Consider the following 19,226-nt stretch of genomic DNA (forward strand, 5'->3'; position numbering starts at 1 on the left):
TGGCGAGGCGGAAAACACCCCCGCCGCGCGCAACGCCCGCCCCGCCTCGACCGTGCGCGGACTAAGGCGGTGATCGGGACGCAACAAGGTGCCGTCCATATCGCTGAGCAGCAAGTGGATGGGATACTGCGCGCACTCACTCAGCCGAGGCCGTGCCAGACGCGGCCGTCACGGGACAGCAGTTCGTCGGCGGCCTGCGGACCGTTTTCCCCAGCCTTGTAGCCCTGCACCTGATTGTCCTCGTGCCAGGCATCGAGGAACGGTTGCACCGCCCGCCAGCCGTTCTCGATATTGTCGGCGCGCTGGAACAGCGTCTGGTCACCGGTCAGGCAATCGTAGACCAGGGTTTCGTAGCCGGTGGACGGCTGCATCTCGAAGAAGTCCTTGTAGGCGAAACCCAGCTCGACATTGGTCATCGCCAGCGCCGGCCCCGGACGCTTGGCCAGCAGGTCGAACCACATGCCTTCGTTGGGCTGGATCTGGATCTTCAGGTAGGTCGGCTGCAAGCGCTCGACCTCGGTGTCGCGGAACTGCGCATACGGCGCCGGCTTGAAGCAGATGGCGATCTCCGTATCACGCACGCTCATGCGCTTGCCGGTACGCAGATAGAACGGCACGCCGACCCAGCGCCAGTTGTCGATCATCACCTTGAGCGCGACATAGGTTTCGGTGTTGCTGTCCGCCGCCACGTTGCTTTCTTCACGGTAACCGGGCACGGCCTTGCCGCCCAGTTCACCCGCGCTGTACTGGCCACGCACCGAGTTAGCCCGGGCCTCCTCGACCGTCCAGGGACGGATCGCGCCGACCACCTTGGCCTTTTCACCGCGCACCGCATCGGCACCGAAGGCCGCCGGTGGCTCCATCGCCACCATCGCCAGCAACTGGAACAGGTGATTGGGCACCATGTCCCGCAGGGCGCCGGTATGCTCGTAGAAACTGCCACGGGTTTCAACACCGACGGTTTCCGCGGCGGTGATCTGCACATGGTCGATGTAATGGTTGTTCCAGAACGCCTCGAACAAGCCGTTGGAGAAACGGCTAACCAGGATGTTCTGCACGGTTTCCTTGCCCAGGTAATGGTCAATGCGATAAATCTGCTTCTCACTCAGCACCTTGAGCAGGCAAGTGTTCAAGGCTTCGGCGCTGGCGAGGTCGGAACCGAAGGGCTTCTCGATCACCACCCGGCGGAACGCCTCGGGGGTTTCTTCGAGCAGCTTCGCCGCCCCCAGTCGCCGCGTCACCTCGCTGAAGAAGCGCGGCGCGGTCGCCAGGTAGAACACCGCATTGCCGGTGCCGCTGGCGGCGATCTTCTCGCCCAGGGCAGCGTAAGTCGAATCGTCGAGAAAGTCGCCCTGAACGTAGCTGATGTGCTTCGCCAGCTTGTTCCAGATCCCGGCGTCCAGCGCCGTCTCCGCACTTTCCCCAGTCTTGGCCGCGACTTCGGCGCGACTGAATGCCTCGAGCTTCTTGGCAAAATCGGCGTCGCTGATGGCGTTGTGATCGACACCGACGATATGCAGGTTATCGCCCACCAGGCCATCACGCGTCAGGTTGTAGAGCGCCGGCATCAGCAGGCGCTTGACCAGGTCGCCGTGGGCGCCGAAGAGAAACAAGGTGGTCGGTGGCGCCGGCTCGACCTTGCGCTTGGTGCGAGCGGCATTCATTTTTTCGGTGTCTCCACATGACCACCGAAGCCGAAGCGCATCGCCGACAGCAGTTTGTCGCCATAGGTGCTTTGCTGGCGCGAGCGAAAGCGCGCGAACAGCGAGTTGGACAGCACCGGCACCGGCACCGCTTGTTCCATGGCCGCCTCGATGGTCCAGCGTCCTTCGCCGCTGTCGGCCACCGCGCCACTGTAACCGTCGAGTTTCGGATCGCTGGCCAGGGCGTCGGCGGTCAGGTCCAGCAACCAGGACGAGACAACGCTGCCGCGCCGCCAGACTTCGGCGATATCCGCAAGGTTCAGGTCGAAACGCTGGTCCTCGGGCAGGCTCGGCGAGTTCTTGGTCTTGAGGATATCGAAGCCTTCGGCGAAGGCTTGCATCATGCCGTATTCGATACCGTTGTGGATCATCTTGACGAAGTGCCCGGCGCCCGGCGGACCGGCATGGATATAGCCACGCTCGGCACGATCATCGGCGCTGACCCGGTCGCGGGTGCGGGGAATGCTGCCGATCCCCGGGGCCAGGCTGGCGAACAGCGGATCGAGGCGTTCGACTACCTTGGCGTCACCGCCGATCATCATGCAGTAACCACGTTCCAGGCCCCAGACCCCACCGGAAGTGCCGACATCGATATAGTCGATGCCCTTTTGCGCCAGCTCCTGGCCACGGCGGATATCGTCCTTGTAGAAAGTGTTGCCGCCGTCGATGATCACATCGCCGGCGTCCAGCAGTTTGCTCAACTCGGCGATGGTGTCCTCGGTCGGCCCGCCGGCCGGCAGCATCACCCAGACCGCACGCGGCTTGGCCAGACCGGCCACCAGCGCCGGCAGGTCGGCGACAGCGCTGGCGCCCTCTTTGCCCAGGGCGGCGACGAAGTCGGTATTGCGGTCATACACCACTGTCTGATGGCCATCAAGCATCAGGCGCCGCGCGATATTGCCGCCCATGCGGCCCAGTCCGATGATTCCCAGTTGCATGCAGGGTACTCCCGATATCGATGAAAAAGCTCTGACACACCTTAGCCCAGCGGCACACGGATGTCTGTCTCGATATCGGCTGGAACCCGGGTTGCAGACACCAGCCGGGGCATTTTCAAGCACTCGTATCCGGCTCCGTGGTGCTGAAAAACAGCGTCTGGGCCATGGCCTTGTCGAGAATCCGACCGCGATGGATATCCAGCGTCAGTTGCGCCCGGCCGCCCTGCCCAGCCTGTATTCTGGCAGCCGCGCTGCCGGGCCGAGGCCTGGGCCTGGCTGCCCAGGCGCCGTTGCGCGAGGGTCTTCAGATGGGCGCTGACAAAGCCGGCATCCGCGGTCGTGGGCGCCGGGTAGTGGAAGTGCGCAACCCAGAGCGGGCTGCCGTCCTTGTTGCTGATCATATACTCCTGCAGAAAACCACCCTGCTCCTGCGCCACACGCCCACCCGCGCGGTGAATATCCACCTGGCCCTGCGCCTTCAGGTACTGCAGGCCGGCCAGCTGCATCCTTGGCAAGGGAAAGTCACCAGCTGACCTCAACAGCCACCCCCCTGGCGCTATCGGGATACGACAGCAAGGGCCAACCAGAAGCTTTCACGGGAGCGGAAAAAAGTGTTTTTTCGCCGACGCCGGATCGATGACACTGCGATGGATCTGCAACGCCAGGCGAGCGCTACCGCCCTTCCCCGTCTGGATTTTCCTGAAGGCCTTTTCCTGTTCCAGCAACTGGTACTTGCCACCGATCTTGCGCTGTTCGAAGGTTTTCAGGTGAGCGGCGGCAAAGTCCGAATCCAGTGCCATCACGGTCGGGTAATGAAAGTGCGCATACCAGCGTGGCTTGCCAGCCTTGTCGAGGATCGCGAACTCCTGCAGAAAGTCGTTGCCGCCGAGCCTGATCCGATGGCCTTCGCGGCGGATCGTCACCTCCCCGAGGCCCCGCAGGTAGTCGATACGCGACATTTCCGGTGCATTGTCGAGGATCGCGGCGATACGGGCGCGTTGCCCGGCGGCGATCAACCTGGGCGCCGCCTCGCGCAGTTGCTGCGCTACCGTCTGGGCATTCTTCACCCGCTCCGGGTTGCGCGGCGGCGTTTGCGTTATGTCCAGGACCTTGTCGATCTCCGTGGCCTGGTGCGCCATCATCTCGGCGCGGATGCGCAAGATGTCTTCCTGCGCCCTGGGTGCATTCGAACGGCCGGTCTGGCTCATGACCCGGTCGATGATCGACGACTCGTCGCCGAGCCATTGACGCCCGCCCGCCACCAGTTTTTCCAGGCCGATCACCGGCTTGAGCACTGCCGGGCGGGCCGGTTTGTCGGCCGCGACCACCTCGTCCCACAGCCCATCCTCGCGGTTCTGCTGGAACGTCTCGATCACCTGGCCATAGGGGCCGGTGACCTGTACCGTCTCCTCGCCCTCCGTCGAGGACTGGACTTCACCGCAGAGCACTTGCCGCTGGCGCGTGCGGATGATTTTTTTCCGCGTGCTCCTGACCTCGGGTCGCGCCCTGGGCAAGGGCGGCAGCTCCCAATCATCGAGCCCCAGCAACTGGCGCAGGTCTTCCTCGGTTTCCTGCTCAAGCCCCTTCAGCGCTTCGAGTACCAGGTCCAACTGCCCCGTGGCGGGTTGGCGATTGTCGAGATTGGTCGACCAGAATTCGAGCTTCTGGCGCATATCGCTGGATTGCTCGAGCACGGACTCCAACAGCGTGATGCGCTCGCTCGCCGACAACTTGCCCTCCTCGATGGCATCCAGCGACGAATAGTAGGACAGGTGCAGCCGCGCGAATTGATCCCCGACCGCATCGTACATTTCCTGGCCGAAATCCTCGGGCGTGACCTCGGCGCGGACAAAACGATTTTTCAACTGCGAGATCTTCCAGATCCGCACCTCCGCCTCGATGGAACTCATACCGATGCTGGCCTTGACCTGTTGGTAGTCCTCACGAGCGCCGCGTATGTCCTTCAACCGGGCGAGCAGGTTCTTTTGCTGGAGGGCCCAATCGAGCAACTTGTCGGTGGCCGCGCAATCACGATCCCATTCGGTGTAAAACCTGGCCAGTTGCTCAGGCGTTTGCGGCCGCCCGGCGGGCTCTCCATGGTCCATGGCGAGTCTTTCCAACAACCAGGTGCGCTGTGCGTGCATCAACGCTTGCAGATCGAGCACGGTATTTTTCAGGGCCAGAATGAACATTTGCGGTGCGACCCGGGTCTGGGTCTTCAGCCGATCGAGCAGTTCCAGCTGTTTGAGATAGTTCTGCAGACGCTGTTCCAGTAACCTGGTCACCTCGGCATGCAACTCGCTACGACGCTCAGGGGTCACCCGTTTGGCCGTCTCGCCTTCGCTCGCCAGCTTCCAACGCCGCATACTGCCGATGATTTGGCTCTGGTTCTGCCTGACCTGATCATCGAGCTCATAGAGCTTCGCGTAGTTCAGGCCGACTTGCCGCGATACCGTCGCCGATGTCCCCGCCGCTCCCGCCGGACCGCGCTTCGGGCCGCCGCCGCGCAAGCGCAGGTCCAGGCTCCAGCGGCCCTGCTCGTCAGCGCGAACCCAGGGGCCGAGATTGCCCTGCGGGTCAACGATCCGCACGCCATCGCCCTCGGCTTCCCAAGCCACCTCATACAAATGGCCCTGGATCAGCGCGCACCATTTCCCGCCGTCGGCCTTCTGGATATGAACCAGGCCCCGCGCCGGCCCCGAGGGCGCCACCCGGCCCAGTTCGGACAAGGCCGCGAGCGGCTTGTCGAAGGTCTGTAAACGGTAGGTGCGCAGCTGTTTCATCAGTTCGTCGGAGACCCGCCAGCCAGCTATCGACCAGGCATCCAGTACAGCACGGGGCAGGTCGGGCACCCGGGTGATGCTCGGCGCGGGCAATGCCGCCCCAGGAGCCGGCGGTTCAACTGCGTGTGGCGGAACCGGTCGCGCCTCGCCCGCGACACGATAATGCAACAGCAGGGTCGCGAGATTGAACAACAGGTCGGCCGCCGCCGCCGACTGTTGCTGTGGATTGTCGCGGCCCAGGCTCAACAGATCGTCATGGGCGATCTTCACCACCACCAGCCAGCCCAGCACCTCCACCAACCGCCCGACATAGGGCAAGAGCCCGGCAAACGGCAGTTGCGTGATGCTCAGCAGCACCAGCCAGGCACCCGCCTTCCAGTCGGCCCAACGTTGCTCGATATTCGACACCGACTGGCGGTCGGCCTGCTCGACCAGGGCCTTGACCGTGGCCACGAAGATCGCCTGCAGGTAGTCGCCCTTGACAATCTCCTCGGCCAGGGTCGCGGGGGCAGGCTTTTGCGGCTCGGGGGCGAACTCGTCCCCGGGTAGGAACATCTGGATATGCGGCGCCTCAAAGCCGCCCTCGGCATAACGACGACGCGCCGGTTCGTTCATCCAGGCCAGCACGCTACGTTGCAGATCGTCGGACTGGCGGAGCGTCGCCAACAACGCCTGGCCGCTCTCGAACTGTTGCAACGGCTGTTGCAGGTACAAGGGGCGATACAGGATCAGCGGGCCTTGGCTCATATCCCGTGGCCCGATCAGGAACATCGCCAGCACCTCGTCAGCCGCCCCATCGGCCTTGGCCTTGAACGCCAGGGGCCGCAGGACAATTTCCTGCGCGTCGACAAAGCGCCCGGCAGCCAACGGCTGGACCAGCGCCTGCAGGTAGCGGAAACCGTTGTCAGTGAAACCCGCCGCGGCCTTGATCTTCAGTTCCAGGGCCTGGAGCGGCAAGCTCACGCGCAGTTGCGCGACAAATAATGCCTCGCGGCGCCGCGCCTCGATGGCATCGCTGAGCATTCGGCGCTTCAGCAGATCGGGATAGACCTGGCCGATATCCGCCCGGGTCACCAGGGTTTTGACGTAGTCCGGGGTCAGCCATTGCGGGACCGGCGCTTCGAGATCGCCGCGACGGATACTGATCGCCATCCGCATATGCCGAAAGCCGCCGAGATTGGCCAGGGCAAATTCCGTCAGGCTCATGCGCACCGTTTCAACCGTGCCCAGCGCGCCGCCCGCTCCTCCGGCACCCACCACGGGCGAGGGCAGCGCGACCGTCTTGTCGAGCGCCAGATGAATATCGGCGGGATGGGCGATCCCCACGACCTCTGGATGATCCTCGCGCATCAGGCGCTGCAGGCGCCGCTCGGCGAACTCGTTCAGGCTACCGATATCTTCAAGGTAATAGCGGCCTTGCGACTTGCATTGCACGCGCGCCAGCTCGCTGAGCAGTCCGCTGTAGGTCAAGCGATCCTTGGCCGCGGCCGTCAGCAGCCAGTCCGGCAACGAGTGGCTGTTCAAACTCAGGCCAGCCGAACCGCAGCGCTCCTGCTTGGCTACCTGGAATCCCGTGCCGCCGTGATGTCGCTCGGGCAAGGCGAACCAGCGGCCCGGATCGGTGATCTCGTCCACCCGACGCTGAAGCTCGGCTCGACCCTGCCAGCGGCCGGACTCGATCAGGTTCAGGGCCTGCAATTGATACTCCAGCACGCCCTTGGCCAGGCATTCGGCGATCACCTCGACAGGCTCATTCCAGTGCCAGATGACCGTCTCGCGTATTTCCAGGTTGCGCCCGGCCGTTCGGCTACCGATCAGCAATCCGACCAGCTCGGCGTCTTCCTCCCGGCCTGTGCGCAAGCCGCCTTCGCCCGGATGGAAATAGAGGGGGTAAGGCAAGGGGCGACCCTGTTCATAGCGGGTGAAGCTGACCACCGGAAACAGCTCCGGATAACGCCGCCCCTGGGCATCCACGCTGAAGACACGGATCTCGTAGGCGCGGATATCCAATGCCGTCAGATTGTCGTGCTTGTCGGTCGGCGCATAGCCCATATAGAACGGCAGGCGACTCAGGTCAGGACGCCCTCCCGAAACCGGCGTATGGCCCGCAACGAGCAACGTGCCGATCGCCTCGGCCAGTCGCTGCCAACGGCTCGGCCCGGGCCCTTCGGGTGATTCGTTCCAGGTATCGATCAGTTGCTGCTTGAGGGTGTCCAGCAGCGACTGCGCAGCCTGGTCCAATCGTTGCAAAAGCTCGTCAAGCTCAATCGCCAGGGGCTTCTTCGCCACGGGCGGGCGGTCGCGCCAGAGCAGGTTACGGGTGTCCCAGCGCGGGCTGGTGGAGCTGCCCCAGACGGGCACGCCCAAGGCAAAGCGCTCCACCAGCACTTCAGCGAGGCTGTAGTAATGGTGCCCGGCGGGAGCGCCGTCGATGCCCGTGGCCAATGACCAGTAAGGCACGGCCAGACATACCCGCTCGGCTGACAGGTCGAAATCGGCGTAGTGTTCGTCCAGCACGCCCTGGATCAGCGGCGCCGTGGCGCGGAGCACGCTCGGCATCGTCGCGAAGAGTGCTTTCGCGACCGGGGTCGGATTCATCGAGCGGCGCTCGGAAGCCGGCGACTGCGTTGACATGGTTGACGTCCTCGTTCGAATGATGGGAACGAGTCGTCACCTGACGCACGGTTGGCCGGCCACGACTCCTGAAGGATTCAACCCTCCAGGTCAACCTCGTGTGCGGTAGATAGATAGGCCCTGCGCGGCAGGGCCATGGGCGGCGCAGCGAAACTAGAGGGACTTGTTCCAGAAGAGCATCTGGCCGTGCTCCGAATCGAGCGCTGCCCCACTGAAGCCGAACTTGCGGTAGGAACCCTGGGCCACGGCGTTACCTTCAAGCACCTCCAGGGTGATCTTGCAGCAACCGCGCTGGCGGGCGATGTCCTCGACCTTCTGCAACATCCTCTGGCTCAGCCCCAGGCCGCGAAACTTGCCCAACACCACGACATCATGGACGTTCACCAAGGGACGGCAGGTAAAGGTGGAAAAGCCTTCGAAGCAGTTCACCAGCCCGGCCGGCTCCCCACCGACAAACGCCAGCACACTGAAAGCGTGGGGCCGTTTGGCCAGTTCGCCAGGCAGCTGTTGCAGCACGTCCGGCGCCAGGGCCTGGCCGCCGCCCATCGGGTCTTCGGCATAGTGATTGAGCAGCAGCGCAATCGCCTCGGCGTGCACCGGGTTGGTGTAACTCGCTTGCAATACCAGTACGTCGGCAACGTCCATGTTTGTCCTCGAAGAAAGCATCGGTCGGGATAAGTGAATTTCAGCGCACCGATAATAAACATGCCGGGCCAGGGAAACGAAGGAAAATTCACGCACAGGCGCCCATTCGGGATAGCCGAAGACCTATCCATTCAAGTCTTGATAAAGATCAACAGCTCCAGGCGCCCATGGGCAGACATTCAGTCCATGCGTTCAGACCGTGGCGCCTTCGCTGATCGGTGCGCTCGAACGCCCCGTCCCGATCCTGGAGGTGTCATCATGGCAACGCCCTTGCAACAGCATTCATCCCCCGGCACGACCGCGCCCTCATTGAAACCGGCGACGCTCGCGCAATCAGCGCGCTTGTCCCTGAGCCTGCTGATCGCCCTGGTGGTCGGGTCCATCATCGGCAGCGGTGCCTACAGCCTGCCACAGAACATGGCCGCCGGGGCCGGGGCCGGCGCGATCCTGATCGGCTGGCTGGTCACCGGGGTCGGCATGCTGTCCCTGGCCCTGGTCTACCAGATGCTGTCCAACCGCAAGCCGGAACTGGACAATGGCGTGTTCGCCTACGCCAAGGCCCTGGGCGGTGACTTCGTCGGCTTCAACTCGGCCTGGGGCTACTGGATCAGCGCCTGGATCGGCAACGTCGGCTACCTGGTCATCCTGTTCGCCGCCGCCAGCTATTTTTTCCCGGCCTTCGGCGACGGCAACAACAAGGTGGCGATCATTGCCGCCTCGCTGCTGCTCTGGGCCATGCACTTCATGATCCTGCGCGGCATACGCACCGCGGCGCGGGCCAATGCCATCACCACCATTGCCAAGATCGTGCCGATCCTGGTGTTTGTCGGCTGCGCCGCGCTGGCCTTTCATTCCGACACCTTCGTGGCCGGCTTCTGGGGTGCGCCAGCCCTGGGCTCGGTCCTCGACCAGGTCAAGAGCACCATGCTGGTGACCGTCTGGGTCTTTATCGGTATCGAAGGCGCCAACGTCTATTCCGCCCGGGCGGCGGAACGGGTCAACGTCGGACGGGCCACCATCATTGGCTTTGCCATTACCTTGTTGCTGCTGATTTCGGTCTCGCTGTTGTCGCTGGGCATCCTCGGCCAGCCCGAACTGGCGGCCATGAAAAACCCCTCCACCGCCGGGGTACTGCAAGCCATCGCCGGTCCCTGGGGCGGCATGATGATCAGCCTCGGCCTGATGGTTTCCGTGGGCGGCGCCCTGCTGGCCTGGACCCTGCTCTCGGCCGAATCCTTGTTCAGCCCGGCCAAGGCCAGTGTGATGCCAGCGGTCTTGTCCAAGGAAAACAGCCAGGGCGTACCGGCCAATGCCTTGTGGGTCACCAACGGTTGCATCCAACTGTTCCTGATCCTCACGCTGTATGCGAACGCCACCTACCTGGCACTGATCTCCCTGGCGACCTCGATGATCCTGCTGCCTTATCTGTTCAGCGGCCTCTACGCGCTCAAGGTCAGCTGGCAGGACCGTGGCCAGGACGGGCACAACAGCCTGAGTGGCCGCGACCTGGCGATTTCCTTGCTGGCCAGCGTCTACTGCTTCTGGCTGTTGTACGCGGCCGGCCCCAAGTACCTGCTGCTCAGCGCCTTGCTCTACGCCCCCGGCTCGCTGATCTACCTGCTGACCCCACAGCGCAAGCTGCTCAACGGTTTTGCCAAGGGCCTGCTGGGGCTGATCTGGGTGGCCGCGGCAGTGGCCACCTGGATGCTCTGGCAGGGTCTGCTGAGCCTCTGACACAGCCTGGCCCAACGTCATGAAAAAGCCCCTTGCCGGTCACCGACAAGGGGCTTTTCAGTGTGCGTCCTACGAAAGCCGGACTCAGTCGGGCTTGACCGTCAGCACACTGCACTCGGGAATCAACAGGATCCGCTCGGTGGTATCGCCGATCAGCTTGCCCAGGCCCTTGGGCTGGACCGAGCCCATCACCACCACGTCGATCGCATTCCCCTGCACATAGTCGGCGATCACCCCCACCGGCGAGCCCATCAGGAAGTGCCGGCGCTCGGCCGGCACGCCATAGTCGTCCGCCAGGCGGGTGAAAGGCTCCAGCAGCGCGGCACGCAGCTCATCGATCCAGATCACCGTGACACTGGGATCGGCCATGAACGCCGGCGACAGGTCGTAGGCATACAGCAAATGCAGTTCGGCGTCGCATTGCAGCGCCAGGGCTTCGGCCTCACGGATGATCTTGCGATTGAACTCGGTGATACCGGCCTCCCCGCTGGAGGTGTCGACGGCCGCCACCACGCGCCGGGGCAAGTCCGCGGCAATCTGGTTGACCAGGTGCACCGGCACCGGACTTTCCTGCAGCAGATGCCAATCCAGCGGCGTGGTGAAGACCCGCTGGAGTAGCGGCTCCAGATAGACATCCTTGATCAGCAGGTCAGGTTCGATCTCACGGGCGTGGATCAGGATGTCGCGCAATGGATGGGTGGTCCAGAGCGCTTCGGTGGTCAGTTGCAGGCCGCTGTCGCGCAAGCTCGCGGTCGCACCCTCCAGCCAGACCCGGTATTTGTCCATATACGCGGCGCGAGCCGGCTCATCCATTTTCGACTCGATCAGATGAATCCGCGGCGGCGGCTCGACCAGTGCCGTGATATGCAAGGCCGCGCCGCTGGCCGCGGCCAGGGCGGCGGCACGCCTGGCAGCCGGGGAGTGAGGCAGGTGCTGATCGGTGATCAGCAGCAGGCGTTGGTATTGACTCATGACACACCTCCATAGGCAGGATGTTGGAGCGCCGGACAGCCGCTCGTTGCTCATCGTGTTACTGGGCGAAATCCGGCAGTTCGGCGGGTTTGATCACCAGCAGGCTGCAGGGCGGCTGATACAACAGGCTTTCGGTCGTACTGCCCAACAGCTTGTTGAACGAACGGTGGGTCACGGTGCCGATGACCAACACGTCATAGACATCCTGGCCGACAAACTCGACGATGGCCTTTCCCGGAGTACCGACAATGAAATGTCGGTTGTCCTTGTGCAGGGCATGTTTGTCGGCCAGATGCAGGAATTTGAGCTTGCGCTCGTCATAACTGGGGCTTACCGAAACCGGCACCTTGCCGATACCGATATCGGCGACATACAGGGCCGTCCAGTCATAGACCCCCAGCAGGTGCAGCGGGCACTTGCAGTACTTGGCGAAGCGGGCGGCCTGGTCGATGATCCGGTCATTGAGCTCCCGCGTCGCGACGTCATCGCGCAGGACGTCGACGCAGGCCAGCACCTTGCGTGGCTGGGCCATGCCCTGCGCGGTGACCAGATGGATCGGTGCCCGGCTGTCACACAGCAAACGCCAATCCAGGGGGGTAAAGAAAATCCGCTTGAGGGCCGACTCCTGATGAACATCCTTGATCAGCAGATCGGGATGCTGCTGACGCACGTAGCTGGACAAGGCCTGCAGCGACGGCAGATCCCACTTGACCTCGGTCGTGACCTCGAGCCCCTCGCCGCGCATCAGCTCGGCTTCCTGCTCCAGCCACTGGCGATAGCGATGCAAGTACAGCTCACGGATCTCCTCCCGCTGGTCAGCCTCGAGCAGATCGAGTTGTTGCAACACATCGAGATAGACGAAAGCCACCAGGGTCAGCGAGGCCTCCATGGCCTTGGCCAGCACCCGCGCCCGGTCGAAGGCCGGGCTGTGGGTCATTTCGGCCGGTGCGACCAACAGTAAACGTGGACGTGAAGACAAGGGACACCTCCAGGGCGCGCCCAGTCGAGCGCACCGGATAGCGGGCGACAACTTCACAAGGCAAGGGTTGAAGGTAGCCACCCGAAAAGAATCGGTCATCCTCGATTCTGCGGCGCCCGGCCAGCCGGGCCTTGATTTACATCAAGTACCGGCGGCTTGCCCTGCCGACCGGCAGCGTCGACCTCAAGCCGTTGGTCACCCATCGCTTCAAACTGGACAATATCGAGGTGGCCTATGAGCTGTTCGCCCACCAGCGCGACGGGGTCATGAAAGTCGCCATCACGCCGTGAGGAACAGCGCCCCTGGGCCGGCTCGCTCCGGCCGGCGGGCGGCGCGGGGTTCAGAGCGAGTCGGTCCCCAAGGCCAGGACGGAACAAGGTGGCTGTGACAGCAGCGACTCGGCAAAGCTGCCCAGCCAGGGAAAGGCATCGGCCTGGGACCGACCAATGACCAGGGTGTCCACCTCGCGTTCGCGGACAAACTCCTCCACCCGCTGGATCGCCTGCCCCAACAGGAAATGGCGGCGGCGACCGGGCACCTGATGGCCCCTGGCAAGGTCGTCGAAGGCCTCGCTGCGCAGTTTCTGCAGGGCCACCGCGGCATCCGAATCCCACGGATATTCCTGCATCAGGTCATAGCCGGCGGGAATATCGCAGGCATGCAACAGTTCCAGGTCGGCATCGCAGATCATCGCCAGTTCGCTGGCCAGGCGAATCACCTGGTCATCACGGGTGGTTTCGCCGTCGCCGATATTCTCCAGGGCCACCGCCGCGACGAAGTTCTTCGGCCGCGCTGGCGCATCGCGCCGGACCAGCATCACCGGCTTGCTGCACTGGCGCACCAGATGCCAGTCGGTGGGGCCGAGCAGCGCACATTTGAGTTGCGACTCGACCTGCAGATCCTTGACCACCAGGTCGACCTCGATATCCTTGACGTAGTCTCGAATAGCCGCATGCGGATGTTGCGACCAGACCACGTCGTAGCTCACCTGCAGCCCCTGATTGATGAGGCTGTGGGCCAGTTCGGCAAGTTTTTCGCGTTTCTTGTCCAGGTAGCCTTCCCGGGCCAGGGTTCCGGCGCCGTGATTGAACAGGGTCATCGCCGCGATGGATTCGACAAAGTCGAAGAGCACCAGATGCAACCCCGCCTTGCAGGCTCGTGCCAGCGTTGCCGCGCGATGCAGGGCGGGGGTCGTACCGCAGTGGGGATCAGTGATCAGCAGGATGCGTTGATAGTCACTCATGACGGGGCTCCAAGGAAGGGAAATAGACAATCCACGATTTACCATCGCCCCACTTCACGAGCGCTCGCTTGATTTATCTCAAACAACCCGTCGCACCTGCTAGTCTGAGCCGACGGCCCCTGTTTTATCGGTGTTTCCTCCCGAATTGGATGCCCTCTCCCCTATATACAGAGGAATTCCCCGTGGACAATCAGGAATATCTCAAACTCAGGCCCTCGGGCCTGAAATCAGCGTGTGCCAATTGCAGCGTACTGGAGCTGTGCCTGCCCCTGGGCTTGAACGATACCGAGGTCAAGCGCCTGGATGACCTGATCGTGCAACGCGTGAAGATCAAGAAAGGCAATACCCTCTACCGCCAGGGCGATCCGCTGCACGCCCTTTACGCGGTACGCCTGGGTTTTTTCAAGACCACCCTGACCTCGGAGGATGGCCGCGAGCAGGTCACCGGCTTTCAAATGACCGGGGAAATGCTCGGCATGGATGCCATCAGTGAAGACCGCCACGCCTGCAATGCCGTGGCGTTGGAGGACAGCGAAGTCTGCCCGATCCATTTCTCGCAGCTGGAACGCTTGTCCCGGGACCTGCCCTCCCTGCAGCACAACCTGAACAAATTGATGAGCCGGGAAATCGTCAGGGACCACAGTTTGCTGTTGATGATGGGCAATATGAACTCGGATGAGCGCCTGGCGGCATTTTTCCTCAATCTCTCGCAACGCCTGGCCCTACGCGGATACTCGCCCTTCAACTTCATCCTGAGAATGCGCCGCGAAGAAATCGGCTCTTACCTGGGCCTGCGCCTGGAAACCATCAGTCGCGGCATCGCCCGGTTGCGGGAGCTGAACCTGCTGGAGGTCCATGCACGGGAGGTGAAAATCCTTGACCCCATCGGCTTGAAGGCGCTGATCGCCGGTTGCGGCCAGCACGGTAACCCGTTGTAGCCAGGCAGTTATGCCCGTGCTTGACTTGAATCAAGCGTGGGCACCCGCCGTGGCGTAAAAACAGAACACCGATACCGGCCCACGACCGTACCTGTTCGAGGAGTTCTGATCATGCCCGACCTCAATCCCCCTATCCTGAACCTGCCCGACTTTTCCTCGGTGACGGGCGAACACTGGATCGAAAGCCTGCAGGATGGTACCCATGTCCTGATCCGACCCCTGCGTGCCGAGGACCGCGAGCGGGAAAAGGCCTTTATCCAGCGACTGTCCCCGGAATCGCGCCACCAGCGCTTTCTCGGCGAAATCGTCGATCCCAGCCCAGTCCTGATGAACCAGTTGATGAATGTCGACACCCACAACCGCGTGGCCTACGTGGCCCTGGCCCATGACAATGGCCAGTTGCGTGAAGTGGGGATCAGCCGCTATGCCGCCTCGGGCGCCGAGCACGAATGCGAGTGCGCTATTACCGTTGCCGATGACTGGCAACATCGCGGCCTGGGCACGCTTCTGATGAAGCACCTGATCGCGGCGGCGCGCCAGAATCACTTTACCCGGATGTACTCCATCGACAGCGCGTCCAACGTGCACATGCGCAAGCTGGCCGACGACCTGCACTTCAACCGCGAACGCGACCCCGATGATGCGACCCAGGTTATTCACCGGCTGTCGCTGTAAGCCTGACCGCTCGTTACCGCCTGGCAAGGACACCGTTTCCGGTCCTCGCCAGGCGCCCTTTCAGGCTGGACGCATCGGGCTCAGGGCCAGCAGGCTGCACGGGCTGCGATAGAGGATATTTTCCGCGGTGCTACCGAGAATACTGTCCAGGCCATGGGAATGACGAGTGCCCATCACCATGACATCCACCGCGTTGTGCTCGACAAAGGTGCCGAGGGTGTCGATGACCGAGCCGCTGAGGAAATGCCGCTGGTTTTTTCCGACCCCGTTGCGCTCCGCCAAGGCCCTGAACCCCTGCTGCTCATCGGCGCGGCTGGCCATTTCCAGGCCCTCGGCCATCGGCAGGGTCCCCCAGCCCATCTCGTGGACATAGGAGCGGGACTTGTCATGCACATGCACCAGGCTGAACGTCGCCGCGCATTGCCGGGCAAACGCCAGCCCGGCCTGGACCAGGGTGTCGTTGAAGCGTTCCTCGGTCTGTTCCCCGCCTAAATCCACCGCGACCAGGACATGACGCGGCAACGGGTGGCTGTGACCCGCCACCAGATGCACGGGAACCGGGCAATCACGCAACAACTGCCAGTCCAGCGGCGTGGCGAATAGTCGCTTGAGCCCCGACTCCAGATGGACATCCTTGATCAGCAGGTCGATGCCCAGGTCACGGACGTACTCGAGGATCGGTTGCAAGGGATGATGACGCCAGAAAATATTGCAGCTCACATCCAGGCCCCGGCTTCGCAGGCGATCCACCTCCTGATGCAGCCAGCGGCGATGCAGGTCCAGGTAGCCCTCGCGGGCCTGGCTCATGGCTTTCTGATCGAACAACGTGGCCACATCGAGGGTCGGCACGTAATCGAAGGCCAGGATATGCAAGGCCGCCCCGCTGGACAGGGCCAGTTCGGTGGCCCGCTCGAAAGCCGGGCTGCGGTTCATCTCGGCGGGAGCCAGCAAAAGAATACGGTGGTAGTCGGACATGGCGCACCTCTGGGCAACAGGTTCCCGGCCAACGGCGGCACTGACTTGAATACCACCGGGCAAATCCCACCTTCAAAGGGAGATCGAGACAGTGCGCTCATGATGAAGCGCGCCGGCTTCGCGAGCTTGATTTACGTCAAGGCGGCCCCTCGGACGCGATCAGACAAAGATGACCTTGTCCTTTCGCCGCCTTGATGAATATCAAATGCCCGATGCCCGCCAGACCTCACCCTGAGCTGACACACAGGGGTCCGCAGTATGGAAACCTTTACTCACGCCACCAACCTGGCCTCGGCCCTGGGCCTGGGCCTGCTGGTCGGGTTCGAACGCGAACGCAAGAAAGGCGAAGGAGCGGACCGCCGCTTCGCCGGCCTGCGCACCTTCGCCGTGACCTCCCTGCTCGGCTATGTCGGCCAACTGCTCGGCGGGCCCTTGTTGCTCAGTGCCCTGACCCTGGCTCTGGCTCTGCTCGCCAGCATGGCCTACTTCAAGCGGCGCGCCCAGGACCCCGGCATGACCACCGGGGTCGCCTTGCTGCTGGTCCTGCTGCTGGGCGCTTTGTGCAACAGCAAGGCCGGCCTGGCGGTGGCCCTGGCGGTGATTCTGACCCTGTTGCTGAATTTCCGGCAAAGCCTGCACCGATTCGCCCTGAACCAATTGAGCGAAACCGAAGTCAAGGATGGGCTGATCCTGGCCACCGCGGCGCTGGTGATCATGCCCCTGGTGCCCGACGCTTTCATCGGCCCCTACCAAGCCATCAACCCCAGATCGATCTGCCTGCTGACGGTACTGATGATGGGGGTCAGCGCCCTGGGGCATATTGCTATCCGGGTACTGGGGCCCCGCTACGGCTTGAGCCTGGCCGGATTCGCCTCCGGCTTCGTTTCGAGTGTCGCGACCATCGCCGCCATGGGCAACCGGGCCCGCCAACAACCCGAACTCATGCAGCAGACCGCCAGTGCGGCGATTCTGTCGAACCTGGCCACCCTGCTCCTGCTCGACCTGGTGTTGGGTGCCATCAGCCCGCACACCCTTGCCCAGCTCTGGCTGCCCCTGCTGCTGGGTAGCGCGGTGGCCTCGTTCTACGCACTGTGGCTGATGAAGCGCGGCAATGCGGACATAAGTCCGCCGATCAACGTCGGCCATGCCTTCAACCTCAAACTGACACTGACGGTCGCCGCCGGCATCTCCAGCCTGTTTATCATAACCAGCGTTATGCAGGCCCACTTTGGCACCTCGGGATTGTTTGTCGCCTCGATGCTCGGTGGCCTGGCCGATGTCCACTCGACATCGGCCTCGGTGGCGGCGCTGGTCAAATCCGGCCAACTGTCGGCCGAAGGCGCGCGCTTGCCGATTCTGGCGACCCTCGGCACCAACACCCTGTCCAAATGTGCCATGGCCTGGTCCAGTGGCGGCGGCGCCTTTGCCCGACGGGTCGTACCGGCCCAGTTGCTGATGCTGCTGGCCTTGTGGGCTGGCACGCTTATTCAGGGTTGGCTGATTGCGGGGTGAAGCGCTGCAACTGCATCTCGCGCAAACGGCTGAGGGTGCGGCGAAATGGAAACGCCAGGTAGCCTTCGGTGTACAGCTCATCCAGCGGTACCTGGGCGGCGATGTACAGCGGCACCTTGCGGTCGTAGCACTCGTCCACCAGGGCAATGAAGCGCCGTACGCTATCGTCATGTACCGACAATTGCGGCAACTCGCGGTCGCCGGCATCAACGCGCCGGGCCGCGTCCTCAGTGCCGCGGGCGATCCGCCCGGGACGCTGGCGGGCACTGAGGTTGGGCACCTCGCTGAGGAAAATCGCCGTGTAGCGATCACACAACGCCATGAAATCCATGGCCGCCAGCGCTTGCTCGCAGAGCTCGGCATAACGGCACCAGAGTACGCTCGGTGACGCCTGCACCACCGCCAAAGTCCGATACCCCATGGCCACCGGTTCAGCAGACAGTGGCTGCCCGGCGGTCAGCGTCATGAACGCTTCGGCAAGCTGAGCCGACGCCCCCTCGGGGTCGACCCAGTAACGCCGCACCCCGACGCCCGGATGCAGGCGATGATCTTCGCCGCCATCGACATCCACCACCTCCATATGCTGTTCGATCGCGGCAATCGCCGGCAGGAAACGCTCGCGGTTGAAACCGCCGGCATAGAGCTGCGGCGGCGGTTGGTTGGAGGTGGCAACAATCACCACGCCCTCATCGAACATCACCTGGAACAGCCGCCCGAGAATGATCGCATCGCCGATATCGTTGACGAACAGCTCATCGAAACACAGCACCCGCACCTCTGCGGCCAGCTCACGAGCCAGGGCCCGCAGCGGGTCGGCGATACCGCTGAGCTGGAACGAGCGCTGGTGGACCCAGCTCATGAAGTGATGGAAATGCTGGCGCCGCGACGGCACGCGCAAGGTCTGGTGGAATTGATCCATCAGCCAGGTCTTGCCTCGCCCGACCGGCCCCCAGAGATAAACCCCCTTGGGCACCTGGCCCGCATGCAACGCCGCATGGCAGCGCTGTAACGTCTGCACCGCCTGCCATTGGGCCTGGTCGTGGAGAAAGCCGCGCTGCTCGACGGCCGCGCGGTAGGCACTCAAGGGAGAATCGACAGTCATGGCGTCGTGCAGGCTCGCAACCGGGAAGCCGTGCAGTATGCCAGCTTGTCCTAGAGGGAAATATCCAGCCGGGCGATCTTGCCCTGCTCGTTGAGCCGGAATACGTAACGCAACTCCACCGAACCGCCAGGGAAAGTCCCCGAGACCCGTTGCTTGACCAGCACCTTGCCGGTGCGTTGCGCGACGTCGAGGACTTCGACCCGGGGCTGGTATTTACGCGCGGTTTCGTCCATCCACTGGGCGATGGCGAGGGTGCCGACGCGGTGATGGCCTTCATCGAAGACATTCGCGTCCTCGGCGAAGAAACTGGCCACCGCCGAACTGTCGCGGGCATTGGCGGCGCTGATATAGGCCTCGATGGCCGGGGCGAGCAGCGAAGTTTGAGTGGTCATG

General features: G+C 63.2%; 15 protein-coding genes and 1 pseudogene. 5 read left to right on the forward strand and 11 right to left on the reverse strand.

Annotated elements, in window-relative coordinates:
* Positions 1 to 140 precede the first annotated feature (140 nt).
* From zwf to AC07VG_RS30950, 5 genes are all read right to left on the reverse strand, one after another.
* Positions 141 to 1,664 carry a glucose-6-phosphate dehydrogenase gene (gene zwf / locus AC07VG_RS30930; RefSeq protein ID WP_495003791.1) on the reverse strand — a complete coding sequence of 508 codons (1,524 nt, stop codon included), beginning with the start codon at positions 1,662 to 1,664 and terminating at the stop codon, positions 141 to 143.
* Positions 1,661 to 2,641 carry a phosphogluconate dehydrogenase (NAD(+)-dependent, decarboxylating) gene (gene gnd, locus AC07VG_RS30935; protein WP_495003792.1) on the reverse strand — a complete coding sequence of 327 codons (981 nt, stop codon included), beginning with the start codon at positions 2,639 to 2,641 and terminating at the stop codon, positions 1,661 to 1,663. Before gnd ends, zwf begins: the two co-directional genes overlap by 4 nt.
* 41 nt (positions 2,642 to 2,682) lie before the next feature.
* Positions 2,683 to 3,156: a hypothetical protein gene (locus AC07VG_RS30940; RefSeq protein ID WP_495022407.1), complete on the reverse strand. Its 474-nt coding sequence runs from the start codon at positions 3,154 to 3,156 to the stop codon at positions 2,683 to 2,685.
* Positions 3,157 to 3,234: 78 nt separating this feature from the next.
* Positions 3,235 to 8,058, reverse strand: coding sequence for a dermonecrotic toxin domain-containing protein (locus AC07VG_RS30945; RefSeq protein WP_495022408.1), 4,824 nt, complete (start codon positions 8,056 to 8,058; stop codon positions 3,235 to 3,237).
* A 153-nt stretch (positions 8,059 to 8,211) separates the two neighbouring features.
* Positions 8,212 to 8,703, reverse strand: coding sequence for a GNAT family N-acetyltransferase (locus AC07VG_RS30950; RefSeq protein ID WP_495003795.1), 492 nt, complete (start codon positions 8,701 to 8,703; stop codon positions 8,212 to 8,214).
* A gap of 258 nt (positions 8,704 to 8,961) precedes the next feature.
* Between AC07VG_RS30950 and AC07VG_RS30955 the strand changes: the two genes are divergently transcribed.
* On the forward strand, positions 8,962 to 10,437 hold the full coding sequence (locus AC07VG_RS30955; protein ID WP_495022409.1) for a basic amino acid/polyamine antiporter: 1,476 nt from the start codon (positions 8,962 to 8,964) through the stop codon (positions 10,435 to 10,437).
* Between the two features lie 84 nt (positions 10,438 to 10,521).
* On the opposite strand, the gene AC07VG_RS30960 is transcribed toward AC07VG_RS30955, so the two are convergent.
* Together AC07VG_RS30960 and AC07VG_RS30965 are read right to left on the reverse strand one after the other, a co-directional pair.
* Positions 10,522 to 11,409, reverse strand: coding sequence for a universal stress protein (locus AC07VG_RS30960; protein WP_495003797.1), 888 nt, complete (start codon positions 11,407 to 11,409; stop codon positions 10,522 to 10,524).
* A gap of 58 nt (positions 11,410 to 11,467) precedes the next feature.
* The gene (locus AC07VG_RS30965) at positions 11,468 to 12,388 is read right to left on the reverse strand and encodes a universal stress protein (RefSeq protein WP_495003798.1); all 921 of its coding nucleotides are present in this window, start codon (positions 12,386 to 12,388) and stop codon (positions 11,468 to 11,470) included.
* A 170-nt stretch (positions 12,389 to 12,558) separates the two neighbouring features.
* Between AC07VG_RS30965 and AC07VG_RS30970 the strand changes: the two are divergent.
* A pseudogene (locus tag AC07VG_RS30970) lies at positions 12,559 to 12,678 on the forward strand (NAD(P)-dependent alcohol dehydrogenase); the annotation flags it as partial.
* Positions 12,679 to 12,728: 50 nt separating this feature from the next.
* On the opposite strand, the gene AC07VG_RS30975 reads toward AC07VG_RS30970, so the two are convergent.
* A complete protein-coding gene (locus AC07VG_RS30975; protein ID WP_495022410.1) occupies positions 12,729 to 13,631 on the reverse strand; it encodes a universal stress protein in 903 nt (300 codons plus the stop codon).
* Between the two features lie 182 nt (positions 13,632 to 13,813).
* Here AC07VG_RS30975 and fnr point away from each other — a divergent pair, with 182 nt between their 5' ends.
* Positions 13,814 to 14,569 (forward strand): fumarate/nitrate reduction transcriptional regulator Fnr, encoded by a 756-nt coding sequence (fnr, locus tag AC07VG_RS30980; RefSeq protein WP_495003800.1) that lies wholly within the window; start codon positions 13,814 to 13,816, stop codon positions 14,567 to 14,569.
* Positions 14,570 to 14,680: 111 nt separating this feature from the next.
* The gene (locus AC07VG_RS30985; protein ID WP_495003801.1) at positions 14,681 to 15,244 is read left to right on the forward strand and encodes a GNAT family N-acetyltransferase; all 564 of its coding nucleotides are present in this window, start codon (positions 14,681 to 14,683) and stop codon (positions 15,242 to 15,244) included.
* Between the two features lie 60 nt (positions 15,245 to 15,304).
* Here AC07VG_RS30985 and AC07VG_RS30990 read toward each other — a convergent pair whose 3' ends face one another.
* Positions 15,305 to 16,219, reverse strand: a complete 915-nt coding sequence (locus AC07VG_RS30990) for a universal stress protein (RefSeq protein ID WP_495022411.1) — start codon at positions 16,217 to 16,219, stop codon at positions 15,305 to 15,307.
* 258 nt (positions 16,220 to 16,477) lie between these two features.
* Between AC07VG_RS30990 and AC07VG_RS30995 the strand changes: the two genes are divergently transcribed.
* Positions 16,478 to 17,731 carry an MgtC/SapB family protein gene (locus AC07VG_RS30995; RefSeq protein ID WP_495022412.1) on the forward strand — a complete coding sequence of 418 codons (1,254 nt, stop codon included), beginning with the start codon at positions 16,478 to 16,480 and terminating at the stop codon, positions 17,729 to 17,731.
* On the opposite strand, the gene zapE is transcribed toward AC07VG_RS30995, so the two are convergent.
* Together zapE and AC07VG_RS31005 are read right to left on the reverse strand one after the other, a co-directional pair.
* On the reverse strand, positions 17,703 to 18,833 hold the full coding sequence (gene zapE, locus AC07VG_RS31000; protein WP_495003804.1) for a cell division protein ZapE: 1,131 nt from the start codon (positions 18,831 to 18,833) through the stop codon (positions 17,703 to 17,705). The genes AC07VG_RS30995 and zapE overlap by 29 nt on opposite strands.
* A gap of 50 nt (positions 18,834 to 18,883) precedes the next feature.
* On the reverse strand, positions 18,884 to 19,225 hold the full coding sequence (locus AC07VG_RS31005) for a nuclear transport factor 2 family protein (RefSeq protein ID WP_495003805.1): 342 nt from the start codon (positions 19,223 to 19,225) through the stop codon (positions 18,884 to 18,886).
* Position 19,226: the final 1 nt, after the last annotated feature.

The sequence above is a fragment of the Pseudomonas sp. GW821-FHT03C07 genome (assembly GCF_059420925.1).